Source organism: Kaistella rhinocerotis (assembly GCF_030243905.1).
Lineage (GTDB): Bacteria > Bacteroidota > Bacteroidia > Flavobacteriales > Weeksellaceae > Kaistella > Kaistella rhinocerotis.
Window position 1 is genome coordinate 586,799 of sequence record NZ_JASSYY010000002.1, and the last position, 13,312, is coordinate 600,110.

Sequence of the window (13,312 nt, forward strand, 5' to 3'; positions counted from 1 at the left end):
AAAACATGATTATTTAAAGAAGATTACCTCTTCGTAGGATCTAAAAATCCATCCCTTCCGGGAAAGCTTTCTTACGGAAAATAAGCAGTAGCAAGCCTCCTACGGTGATTGCGGAATCAGCGACATTAAAGATATACTTAAAGAATTCAATATGTTTACCGCCGATGATTGGCCAGCTTTCCGGTACCCACCAGTCTACCAGCGGGAAGTGCAGCATATCTACCACGCAGCCTTTCATGAAATGTGAATATCCTTCGCCAAAAGGCACCACATTTGAGATGCCGCCATAATCGATCCAGCGGCCTACACTTTCATCGAAAACAGTACCGCTGTCGAAGATGAGGCCGTAGAACATACCGTCGATCAGGTTGCCGATTGCGCCTGCAAAGATCATAGCCATCGGGACGAACAGGTAATTGCTGTGGATGCCTTCTTTCAGCCATTTTCGGAAAAGGTAAATCATTCCGCCAATGAGGAAGATACGAAGGATGACCAAAGCGTATTTGCCCAGCAGTCCGCCGAAATGAAGCCCATAAGCCATACCCGGATTTTCCACGAAGGTGAGTTTGAAACCCGGCAGTACATCTACGCTTTCACCCAGATGAAATGTGGTTTTAATGTAAAATTTAGAGATTTGGTCTACCAATAAGATGGCAAGAGTGATGAGCGCTATCTTCTTCATTACAGGTCCGTCTTTGGCTTGTCTTTGAATGTTCTCGGCGGTTTTGCCTGAGTCTTGACTTCAGGTTTCACCGTTTTCGTATTGCGGGTGTGAAATTTTTCATACCTGATTCCCATTTCCTTCATTACACTTTTCAGTGCATTCAGCTCCATTTGGTTTTTGGGATGTACTATGAGTGATTCCATTTTTTTAATTATTTTTTTGAAAGTTCATCAAGCCGCTGGCGGTCTTTTGCAGAAAGATCATCGGTGCCGTTTTTGCCCATTTTAGCAAGCAGACTGTCGATCTCGCGTTCGCGTTCGCGTCTCTCTGCATTGAAGATATCATCCTGCGACTGGTATTTTTCGGTTTTCCCAAAGACATCCCGCCGAAGTCTGTGCCGGAAAAAATAAAAGATAACTCCGATGGCTGCAATGATGAGTAACGCTTCCAAACTGCTTCTGAAATTAATTTTTTAAAATTCAAATAGGTTTACAATGTGCCGCGGGAGCATATTATAAACCTAAATGAGTGATTGCGAAAAGTTTGGTTTAGCGTTGCAGATTCTTTGCCTCGATGCTCAGCGTTGCGTGTGGAACGGCTCTCAGACGGTCTTTACCGATAAGTTTCCCGGTCACACGGCAAATTCCGTATGTTTTGTTCTCTATGCGTACAAGCGCGTTCTTCAGATCGCGCACGAATTTCTCCTGGCGGCCGGCTAAGATGGCGTTCTGCTCTTTGCTGAGGGTTTCAGCACCTTCTTCGAATGCTTTGAAAGTTGGCGATGTGTCATCGGTACCGTTGTTTTGGTCGTTGATGAAACTTTCGCGTATCAACATCAGATCGCGTTCTGCTTTTTCTATTTTTTGCTGAATCAGCTCCTTGAATTCCTGTAAATCGGCATCACTGTACCGCTGTCTTTCTTCTGCCATAGCTATAATTTTCGATCAGAATCGCCGCCTTTTTTCCTACATCTCATCCGTTGCCCAGGGCGCGTTCTGAATGTTTTTTTAATAAATTGAATGAATTAAACTTTTTTCACATTTATCTTGAATCTCACGTCATCAATCTCAATCTCTGCGAAATTTGCGAGTGAATTTACAATTTCTATTTTATCTGACAATACTTCTTCGGAAATATACGCCTTATTCTGCAGTAACTGCTCATCAAACCCGGAATTGTGCTCAATCTGAACCGTGATTCGGTCGGTCAGCTCAAAATTATTATCCTTACGGATATTCTGTACACGGTTCACAAACTCGCGCGCTACACCTTCCGCTTTCAGTTCCTCGGTTAGCGTAAGATCGAGCGCCACTGTGATTTTTCCTTCGCTGGCAACCGTCCAGCCAGGGATGTCTTTGGTCAAAATTTCCACATCTGCGGTAGTGATTTCGTAACCTTCGATCATCATTTTGCCGTCCTTCTCAAGTTGGGAAATCTGTTCAGCATTTAGCCCTGAAATCGCGGCACCTACGGTTTTCATGTCTTTTCCAAGCCGTGAACCTAAGGTTTTAAAGTTTGGTTTAATCTGTTTCACAATAAGATGCGAAGCCTCATCAGCATTGATTAATACCAGTTCCTTAACGTTAACTTCCTGTTTGATCAGTTCTGAAACAGCCAAAATCTGCGCTTCCGTTTTCGCATCCAGAACCGGAATCATCACTTTCTGAAGCGGCTGGCGAACTTTGATGTTTTCTTTTTTTCTTAAGGAGAAAACCATCGAAGTAATCTGTTGTGCTAAGTGTGTTTTCTCCACCAAATCCTGATCGATCAGACTTTCGTCCGCTTTCGGGAAATCAGTTAAATGCACAGATTCTGCAGCATCTTTACCGGTGATTTTATTCAAATCCTGGAAAAGCTGGTCCATGAAGAATGGTGCAATCGGTGCTGAAATTTTCGCTACTGTTTCAAGACAGGTATATAACGTTTGGTACGCTGAAATTTTGTCTTCAGAGTAATCTCCTTTCCAGAAACGGCGTCTGCAAAGCCTTACATACCAGTTGCTTAAGTTGTCATTAACGAAATTGTTGATCGCTCTCGCAATTTTCGTCGGTTCGTAATCATTGTAGAATTCGGTCACTTCTTTTACCAAAAGATTCAGTTCAGAAAGAATCCAACGGTCAATTTCAGGACGGTTTTCAACTTCTTTTTCATAATAGGTAAATCCGTCAACATTCGCATAAAGCGCGAAGAACGAGTAAGTGTTGTAAAGTGTGCCGAAGAATTTACGTCGCACTTCATCGATTCCTTCCACATCAAACTTCAGGTTTTCCCAAGGGTTCGCGTTGGCAATCATATACCATCTTGTCGCGTCAGGACCGTATTTTTGCAATGTTTCAAAAGGATCAACCGCATTTCCAAGACGTTTCGACATTTTCTGGCCGTTTTTGTCCAGCACCAAACCGTTCGACATTACATTTTTATACGCTACAGAATCGAAAACTGCCGTTCCAATTGCATGAAGTGTATAGAACCAACCGCGTGTCTGGTCAACACCTTCCGCGATAAAATCCGCTGGGAAAGCTTTTCTTTCGTCAATAAGTTCTTTGTTTTCAAACGGATAATGCAGCTGTGCATAAGGCATTGAGCCGGAATCAAACCAAACATCGATAAGGTCCGACTCGCGTTTCATTGGTTTTCCTGAATCTGAAACCAAAACGATTTCATCTACAATATTTTTGTGAAGATCGATTTTAGCATAGTTTTCCGCTGACATATTTCCTCTTTCGAAACCTTCAAAAGGATTTTTCGTCATGAAACCTGCTGCGATGGATTTCTGGATTTCATTCATCAGTTCTTCAACTGATCCGATGATGATTTCTTCTTTCAAATCCTCGCTACGCCAGATCGGAAGCGGAATTCCCCAATATCTTGAACGGGAAAGATTCCAGTCGTTTACGTTTTCAAGCCAATTCGCAAAACGTCCTTCACCGGTGGATTTCGGTTTCCAGTTGATGGTTTCGTTAAGTTCTACCAAACGGTTTTTCACGGCCGTCATTTTCACAAACCAGGAATCCAGCGGATAGTAGAGAACAGGTTTGTCGGTTCTCCAGCAATGCGGGTAGTTGTGAACGTATTTTTCAACCTTAAAGGCTTTGTTTTCGGTCTTTAAAAGGATCGCGAGTTCTACATCCCAAGATTTTTCAGGTGCAGTTCCGTTCTCGTAATATTCGTTTTTAATATATTTTCCGGCAAAAAGATCAGGCGTATTTCCACCTGAAATAAATTTTCCCTTAAGATCAACCAAAGGCACAAGATTCCCGTTTTCGTCTTTGATCAACATTGGAGAAATTCCGCTTTCTTTCGCAACACGGGCATCATCCGCACCAAAAGTAGGCGCGATATGTACGATACCGGTTCCGTCTTCGGTCGTCACAAAATCTCCGATAATTACTTTGAAGGCGTTTTCGGGATTTTCTGCGGGTAAAAACCATGGAATCAACTGTTCGTAATCTGAACCGGCTAAATCTTCACCCGTTAATTCGGAAATGATTTTAAAAGGAATGGTTTTGCTTTCAGCTGTATAATTGGCGAAATCTTCGTCAGTTCCTTCCGCATACTTTTTACCGAAATTTTTCTGCAAAAGCACTTTAGCCAAAATGATATTGATCGGCTCGAAAGTGTACTGGTTGAAGGTTTTCACTAAAACGTATTCAATGTCTTTTCCTACAGCCAACGCGGTATTCGAAGGTAGAGTCCACGGAGTTGTCGTCCATGCAAGAATATGGATTGGTAATTGGTTTTCTTTATCGAATTCTTCCCAATGAAGCGCGCCGCCACAACTTGCACCTGCGATTTCATCGGTGTCAATTGATATTTCAGCTTGATTTTTATTTATTTTCTGAGTCGCTTTCTCCGAAAGTTTTTTCACTTTGAACTGCGCAACAACGGTCGTGTCGCTTACATCACGGTATGTTCCGGGTTGGTTTAGCTCGTGCGAACTCAAGCCTGTTCCTGCGGCAGGAGAATATGGTTGGATGGTGTAACCTTTATACAGCAGTTTTTTGTCGTAAAGCTGCTTCAGAAGCCACCAAACGGTTTCCATGTATTTTGGTTCGTAGGTAATGTACGGATCTTCAAGATCTACCCAATACCCGATTTTTTCGGTCAGATCATTCCAAACACCGGTGTAACGCATCACCGCATTCCGGCAGGCTTGGTTATATTCTTCAACGGAAATTTTAGTTCCAATATCTTCCTTAGTGATGCCCAACTCCTTCTCAACACCAAGCTCAATCGGCAAACCATGCGTGTCCCAGCCGGCTTTACGGAAAACCTGTTTCCCGTTTTGCGTTTGGTAGCGGCAGAAAATATCTTTCAGCGCTCTCGCCATCACGTGGTGAATTCCCGGCATTCCGTTTGCGGACGGAGGACCTTCATAGAAAACATATTCAGGTTTTCCCTGGCGGATTTCCACGGATTTTTTAAATGTGTCCTGCTCATTCCAGAAATCGGAAATGTTTTGCGCAACAGCAGTAAGGTCGAGATTTTTATATTCGTTAAACTTCTTCATTGTCAGTCAGTTCAATTAGAATGTTCCTAATTTAATTAAGTTTGCGAAGATAGGCTTTTTGTTTAAATTTTTGGGCCTCCGCGCTCTAAAAGTCAGCATTAGGCAGCGTGATTTCCACCCGCGTACCCGCAGGTTTCCCGAAAGTGAAGAGGTCTGTGTATTCGATGCTGAAATCGCGCGGCTCAAAGTAGCTTTTCAGCATGCCGCGGGCAATGTTCACGCCCATTGATTTCTGTCGGCTGTCCACCGTAGTTTTAAGTCTCATCGCTGCTTCACGGCCAATTCCGGTATCCGAAATATGGATCTTAAGGGTATCCGATTGTTCAAAGATGTCAAGCGTAATGCGTTTCTCTTCCGCATGCGAAAGACCGTGAAGAATTGCGTTCTCAATAAACGGCTGCAAAACCATTGGTGGGAGTTTTATCGCGTCGGGTTCAATCTGCGGCGCCACGTTTATTTGAAAATCGATATCCGTAAAGCGCAAATTTTCGATATCTATATACAGCTGCAGCGTATGGAGTTCTTCCGCAAGGGTAAATTCTTTCATCCTGGACGCAGCCAGTATCGTACGGATGATTTTTGAGAATTTAGTGAGATAATTCACGGCCTTTTCGTTGTCATTTTCCAAAATGCAGAATTTAATGGAATTCAGCGCATTAAAAATGAAATGTGGGTTCATCTGGTTTTGCAGCACCGTAAGTTTGAGGTCCGAAATCTGCTGCAAGTACTTAAACTTTTCGTTTTCCACAGTTAGGCGGATTTCGTTTTCTCGACTCACTTCGTCTTTCAGTATTTCATTCTTCTGAAGTGCTTCTACGGCCTCTTTGTGATAGGCCACTTTTTCATCAAATATCACTTTTTGTTTATGGCCTAAAGCCAGGGAAAAGGCGAGGTTTTCTATCAGCAAGCCAACAAAATAGATTATGTTTCCTGTTTCGCGCGAGATATTGATCCAGGGATGATTGCGCACGCGGTTTTCGCCTAAGATAGAACTTACAAATAAAATGAGACCTCCAAAAATGATGTAATATTTCAGCTTGTTCTGAAGTTTCATCAGGATGTAGAAAGACAGCGCGGTCTGCAGGGTGATAAGCACGATGAAAACTTGGTTGTATAAATTGAGAATATCCTGACCGGTCATTTTATCAAGCACAAATGCCACAACGGCCAGCAACGCAAACGTTGCCACAGGAAACACAATGATCTTATACAATCTTTTGTTTGTAGGCTTTATATCTAAAAATGCGGCGAAAAAGAAAAAATAGATGCAGTTGAAAATTATGGTGAAGAAAGTCTTCGTGTCGTAATCAAGGCCGGTTATTTCGCAGAATGTGACCAGAAAACCTTGCTCAGCAACCGGCAGATATGCTAAAAATGAGAAGAAACTATAGGAGCTGTAAAGCAGATAGCTGCGGTCCCTGTTTCGGAAAAACATAAACAGATGGTACGCAGAAAGCATGAATAGCGCACCCAGAACCATTTGTAGGACGTGGGTGTGCGCATCTCTTTCGATAAGCGAAAAGAACGACTGTGACATTTTTTCGCGGTTTTTTCAAATCTACGAAAAATTGGATTTTAAGATTTATTAACTTATTAAGATTGTATGCAATGCCTGGTATATGTAATTGTAAAAGACCAAAACCTAGACGTAATGCATGCTGACGCGTCAGCTGGGAGTCATTAAAAAAAAACTTCTACTTTTGCAAAAAGTTAGTGAATGTCTAAGAATCTTGTTATAGTAGAGTCGCCTGCGAAGGCGAAAACCATCCAAAAATATCTTGGTAAGGATTTCGAGGTGAAGTCGAGTTTCGGCCATATCCGCGACCTTCCTAAAAAGGGGATGGGTATAGATTTGGCGACCTTCACGCCTGATTATGAAGTGTCTGCGGACAAAAAGAAACTGGTCACCGAGCTTAGAGCAGCAGTGAAAAATGCTGATACTGTGTGGCTTGCGTCCGATGAAGACCGCGAAGGAGAGGCCATTGCATGGCATCTTGCGCAGGAACTTAAACTTAAAGAAGACAATACGCGGCGCATCGTTTTTCATGAAATCACAAAGAATGCGATTCTGAAAGCGATTGAGAATCCGCGGAAGATTGACCAAAACCTTGTAAATGCGCAGCAGGCCAGACGCGTGCTCGACCGTATTGTAGGTTTCGAGATGTCTCCAGTGCTCTGGAAAAAGGTGAAAACCGGTCTTTCTGCCGGGCGCGTGCAGTCGGTTGCAGTGAGATTGGTTGTAGAACGCGAGCACGAAATCCGTGATTTTAAAGCAAAATCAACATTTAAAGTTGATGGCGTTTTCTTAAACAGCCAAAAACAGGAAATCGCAGCGAAACTGAAGAAAGATTTCGCACAGGAAAGTGAAGCAGAAAACTTTCTTTCGCAGGCGCAAACGGTGGATTTTACAGTACTGAATGTTGAGAAAAAACCGGGTTCGCGTACGGCGTCTGCTCCTTTCACAACATCAACCTTACAGCAGGAAGCCAGTAACCGTCTCGGTTATGGTGTTACGGCGACGATGCGTGTGGCACAAAGACTTTACGAAGAAGGTTTCATCACGTACATGAGAACCGACTCGGTAAATCTTTCTCAGGAAGCGATCGAAAACGCAAAAAACCAGATTATTTCTGAGTTTGGCGAACAGTATTCGAAACCGCGAAACTATAATACAAAATCCGCTTCTGCGCAGGAAGCACACGAAGCAATAAGACCGACCGATTTTGGATTGAAAAATGTGCCGGATGTACAGCTGAACAAGCTCTATCAGCTCATTTACAAACGTACACTCGCTTCACAGATGGCGAATGCAAAAATTGAGAAAACGGTCATCGAGATTGGTAATGCAAAACTTCCGCATCATTTCGAAGCGCAGGGTGAAGTGATTGTATTCGATGGTTTCCTTAAAGTATATGGAATAACCAAAACCGACGAGGAAGATGAAGAGAATACGGAAAAATTATTACCAAAAGTGTCTGTCGCTGAGACTTTAAGCTATAAAAGAATAGAAGCTACCGAAAAATATTCGCGTCCGCCGGCGCGTTACACTGAAGCGGGTCTTGTGAAAAAGTTGGAAGAATTGGGAATCGGGCGTCCTTCCACGTATGCGCCAACCATCCAAACAATTCAAAACCGGGAATACGTAGATAAAAGGGAAGTCCTGCCCCAGGAACGCGAGATTATGAAGATCACGCTCGCCGATAAAGGTATTAAAAAGCAAGTGCTGACGGAAAAATTCGGTGCAGACAAGAATAAATTTTTACCTACTGACATTGGCGAAGTGGTAAACGATTTCCTTACCCAAAACTTTTCCGAAATCCTGGATTACGGATTTACGGCCAAAGTAGAGCAGGATTTTGATGAGATAGCCAATGGCCACGAAAAATGGAAAGATGTTTTGCAGGGATTCTACAAAGATTTTCATCCCAAGATTGCTGACGTGGAAGAAAACGCGGACCGCGCAAATGGTGAGAGAATTTTAGGAACAGATCCCAAAACAGGCAGAAATGTCCTCACACGAATCGGCCGCTTCGGTCCGATGGTGCAGATTGGCGAGCAGGATGATGAAGAAGCACCGATTTTTGCCAGCCTCATGCCTTCCCAAAATATAGCCACCATTACTTTGGAAGAAGCACTTGAACTTTTCAAGGTTCCTTTTGATCTGCAGGATTTTGAAGGGAAACCAGTATCTGTAGGTGTGGGTCGCTTCGGTCCGTACGTGAAATGGGGTGATGCTTTCATCAGCATTCCACGTGGTGAGGAGGCGCTTTCGGTTACACAGGAACGTGCAGAGGAAATCATTAAGGAAAAGCAGATTGCAGACGCGCCCATTGCGACTTACAAAGGCGACGATGTAACCAAAGGAACCGGCCGTTTTGGACCTTTCATTAAATATAAATCGCTGTTTATCAACGTGCCGAAACGGTATGATTTCGATAATTTATCGCAAAGTGATATTGAGGAGTTGATCGAGGCAAAACTTCTTAAGGAAGCCAACCGCTACATAAAACAGTGGGAAGATGAAAAGATTTCGATTGAAAATGGCCGTTGGGGTCCATTTATAAAATTTGGTAAGGCGATGTTCAAAATTCCTAAAAACAAGAAGGAGGAAAAGTTCACGGCCGAAGAACTCGCTGAAATTTCGCTCGATGAGGTGAAAAAGTGGATCACCGCACAGGATAAAAATGCGTTTAAGGAAAAAGCGAAAAAGACACCTGCCAAGAAAACCGCGGCAAAAAAGACTACTGCTAAGAAAAAGTAGATATCCCTTTCGTTGTAAAATATTGCGCTCTAATGGAAATTAGAGCGCTTTTTTTTGAAATGTTAGGCTTTCAACTTAAATAGTAAAAAAAAATAATAAAAATGCTTCTTATTCGAAAATATTTTTAATTTTATCAACAGATGTTTCGTCTGATAATTTGTGATTAATGCTTTAAACCGGTTAGGCTCTGTTTTTAAATTTTTTTTAATTTAAAGATTCTTTACCGATTGAAAATTGTTAAACATAAGTTTAATTATATCCGCTATTTTCCCGAGATCTGATTCAGTTTTTTACTTTATCAGATTTTTTAGGCTAAAATTTTAAAACCAGATATCTAATGCATATTAAAAACTTTTAAACCAAAAAATATCCCGCCAGCGCTGTGTTGGGGCGATTTATATTCATTGCTAAGGGGTTGCGGTGGATATAAATTCAATGTAAAGAGTGAGGTGTGTTTAAAATATTATTCAAAAAGTTTGTTTTGGTTAATATTATGCCACATATATTTTTATATTTGCCCTCACACAGATGAAAAGAAGTTATTAGCAAATATGGTGAGTTAGAAGAACCATTTTTAAACACAAAAGATGTAAAAAAAGATCAAATAATTATTTGAAAATTTTTTACAATGATAAAACTTCATCTGTTAGTATTTTGCCTTTTGGCAAATGCCGTGTTTTCGCAGACTGCGAATTACACTAAAGCACCCAACAGTTATATTTACGATTTAGATAAGGCCAGGGAAAATAACTTTGGCGGTCTGATTATTCCCGTGAAAAAAGCCTACGAAATGTGGGCTAAATATCCCTATTTGAAAACCAACGGAAATGCCACGCCCATCCCAGCCGGCGTTCAGTCCGCTTCCATTTACTGGGAGGATGTTCCGGGCTTGGTTCGCGAGGTAAGCCTTGTTTCTGCGGGCGATGCCAGCGATTCGAATATCAAGGTAAAAATAGACCAGGGCAAAGGCAAAGGAAATGCAGTGATCGCTTTCAAGGTTGACGGCACCATCTATTGGAGTTGGCATATTTGGGTTACCGATAACCCCGAGAACGGTGTAACATACGGTCACGGAACTGAAACTGATGTAGATGGTAACCCGATTGCCATTCAGTACATGGACCGAAATCTTGGTGCAACAGCCAACGGGATTATAGACCACGACTGGCAAAAAACAGGCGGTCTGATGTATGAGTGGGGAAGGAAAGACCCTTTTCCGCCATTGGTTTACAAAGACGCGGATTTTTATTCGATTTCAGGAGAGGTCGGAAATCTGCGCCATCCGGAAATAGATGCGGTAAATACAATTCCCGTTGTGGTGCGCCCTTTCGATGAGATCGAAAAAAACATGCAGTACTCAGTAAAAAATCCAATTAAATATATCGTAAATACAGATTCCGGCGGCAACTGGTTTAGCAGCAGCCGCTACAAGGTACCGGGTGCGAGTCCGAATTATGTGACCTGGGACCTTTGGTCTGATAATGCAAAGGGTGCAAACGGAAACGGCAACAGTTCCAGCCAGACTTTGAGCAGCGAAAGCCGCTCATATGAATTGAAGTCTGAACTTGATCCCTGCCCTAGCGGATGGCGGATTCCCTCTTATTACGGACGTGAAACCCAGAATAACAACCTTGCTTTCTTCGGAAAAAAAGGCGACTGGAACAATGCAGACACCAACATAAATAACCGCCAGCTTTTCCCGGATGCTGTAAATCCGCACCTGAATGGCATTAAGGTTTATCCGGGCATTGGTATGGATTTTACCAATGCTGAAGCCGGCAACCGCAACATTGGCCAACTTCCTCTGCCGGGAGCCTATGTTTACTATCCAAATTCCGTGGCCCCAAATGCACCGGTAGGCGTGATGTTTCAGGACAATGCTGCTAATGGTGGCTGGTGGAGTTCTACTTTTGGTTTTGACGGAGCGAGATTGTTTTCAATGATTTCTGATCCGGAAAGAACCAATACCACTGTAGGTCTGCATGCTATATTCAATAATCAAACAAACCCGACGCGCACCGGAAACGCAGTGCGTTGCATGCGCGATCCTAACTTAGCGAAGATTGGCCATTTCGCGACCCAATATTTTACGGCTGACAAAGAAAATTATACGAAAGGAATTGATAATCCTAATTCATACATAGTTGTAGGACAGTCGGAATTGTTGATTCCGGTGAACAAAGCGTTTGCGGTGCACAATCAGTTGCTTTCCGATCAGGAAATGCCGCGTGCTGACCGCTTGGTTGCAAGCGTAGTGTGGAGCAGTTCGCCGAATCTGATTAAAAAAGTATCGGTGAATGTAGATGCAAATGACCCGCGCGATTCAAAAATTGAGATACTGCTTGATCCTGACTATACCGGAAATGCCGTGGTTGCTCTGCATAACGGATCAAAAAAGGACCCTGTACTTTGGAGTTGGCATATTTGGGCGCCGGGAGATGATCCCACAGCCTATCCGACAACTTACACTACAGAGCAGCCTGTTCCTGTGACATATAATTTCGTGAACGCTGCCGCAAGTAAACATCCACCACTTACTACCGTTTTTATGGACCGAAACCTTGGTGCGCTTTATCATGATATAGATTCAGGAATGAGCAACGGACTGCACTATCAGTGGGGCAGAAAAGATCCGATTCCGACGCCTGGGGCTGGTTTAAGACGCCGCGTCTATTTAGGAATTCCTACATCGGGCGCGCACCTTACCGATTCACCCGTGCGAACGGATACTTATTACCACGAGCTTTCAGAATCTGCCTATGACAGTGAGTTTACAACTTCTTATTCTGCGTATGGCTCACAAACTGCCGATCCCGGCAAGAAAATCCAGGAAAACATCCGTTATTCTGTGGAAAATCCGTTCAGGTTTTTATACCATGTAGGAATGGGTGCACCGTTTGACGGTGGCGATAAATACCAGAATGACTTGAACCAAATCCGCGACTGGGTTTCAGATGATGCGGCTCAGGCTTCAAACCGATGGGGACACGGCGGCAAGAAATCGCCGTTCGACCCTTGTCCGGAAGGCTGGCGTGTACCTGATGTATCGTCCACAAATCTCTATACAGGATCGAAAGGAACTTCGCCATGGTACAACGGCTACAGAGCAGATGCGTATGGCAAGAGCGGTGTAATTCAGGATCAGTGGCACAGTATCGCGCAATATTATGGAGGTGCAACGCTTTCACAGAAAGGTTGGAAATTTGAAGATCCTGCATATAACATCGGTCAGTTCCCGATGGACGGTATCCGCGGTGAACTGGGTGAATATAAAGTGAAAACCACACGTTCAGGCCTATGGACAGCTTCTATGGCAGACCTGAATACCGGTTTTGCCCTGGCGATGCTCTTCCAGAATGATAAAGTGCAGACGGGTACAGGCGTTTATCCGCAGGCGGGCTTAAGCGTACGGTGTGCGAAAGACGAAAAAAGGCTGCTTGGAACCCCAGCACAACCTAATAAACCTTCTGTCGCACGACCGGTTGTGATACCCCGCGAAATGCCGGAAACACGTTCGGAAGTCCACATTACTCCAAATCCGTTCCAGACAGAATTTGCGCTGCACAATGCAGACGGATCCAGCTATGAAATCTATGATTTCAGCGGAAAACTGGTGCAGACCGGCGTTACTGCGAACGGTAGAGTAGCTGCCGCCAACTTACCGGCCGGTGTGTACGTAATAAAAATTACGATGAAAGACGGTGTCGTGGTAAGTAAAAAACTTATTAAAAACTAGCCGGATGAATGAGTGATTGAATAAATTTTTCATTTGGAAGCCGCCTGAACTATTATGGTTTGGGCGGCTTTTTTGTAAAAAACAGATGCGTGTCAGACGCAAGTTTTTCGTTACATTTGTGCGGCGCGGCTTTGCTGTTCA

8 protein-coding genes are annotated in these 13,312 nt (G+C 43.3%); 2 read left to right on the forward strand and 6 right to left on the reverse strand.

Annotated features, from left to right (window positions below; translation table 11 throughout):
- Window positions 1-40 precede the first annotated feature (40 nt).
- From QEP06_RS07975 to QEP06_RS08000, 6 genes are all read right to left on the reverse strand, one after another.
- Window positions 41-682 (reverse strand): lipoprotein signal peptidase, encoded by a 642-nt coding sequence (locus QEP06_RS07975; RefSeq protein WP_251832383.1) that lies wholly within the window; start codon window positions 680-682, stop codon window positions 41-43.
- Entirely contained in the window at window positions 682-867 is a 186-nt protein-coding gene (locus QEP06_RS07980; protein ID WP_251832382.1) for a DUF2683 family protein, read from the reverse strand. The genes QEP06_RS07975 and QEP06_RS07980 overlap by 1 nt, the downstream gene beginning before the upstream one ends.
- Before the next feature lie 8 nt (window positions 868-875).
- Entirely contained in the window at window positions 876-1,115 is a 240-nt protein-coding gene (locus QEP06_RS07985) for a DUF6576 domain-containing protein (RefSeq protein ID WP_285269796.1), read from the reverse strand.
- 97 nt (window positions 1,116-1,212) lie between these two features.
- Window positions 1,213-1,593, reverse strand: a complete 381-nt coding sequence (locus QEP06_RS07990; protein WP_251832380.1) for a TraR/DksA family transcriptional regulator — start codon at window positions 1,591-1,593, stop codon at window positions 1,213-1,215.
- 95 nt (window positions 1,594-1,688) lie between these two features.
- Entirely contained in the window at window positions 1,689-5,174 is a 3,486-nt protein-coding gene (gene ileS / locus QEP06_RS07995; protein ID WP_285269797.1) for an isoleucine--tRNA ligase, read from the reverse strand.
- A gap of 85 nt (window positions 5,175-5,259) precedes the next feature.
- Entirely contained in the window at window positions 5,260-6,711 is a 1,452-nt protein-coding gene (locus tag QEP06_RS08000) for a sensor histidine kinase (RefSeq protein WP_285269798.1), read from the reverse strand.
- A 180-nt stretch (window positions 6,712-6,891) separates the two neighbouring features.
- On the opposite strand from QEP06_RS08000, the gene topA reads away from it, so the two are divergent.
- Both topA and QEP06_RS08010 read left to right on the forward strand, forming a co-directional pair.
- Complete coding sequence (gene topA, locus QEP06_RS08005; protein ID WP_285269799.1) at window positions 6,892-9,435, forward strand: type I DNA topoisomerase; 2,544 nt, start codon at window positions 6,892-6,894, stop codon at window positions 9,433-9,435.
- A 628-nt stretch (window positions 9,436-10,063) separates the two neighbouring features.
- Window positions 10,064-13,171 (forward strand): T9SS type A sorting domain-containing protein, encoded by a 3,108-nt coding sequence (locus QEP06_RS08010; protein WP_285269800.1) that lies wholly within the window; start codon window positions 10,064-10,066, stop codon window positions 13,169-13,171.
- Window positions 13,172-13,312: the final 141 nt, after the last annotated feature.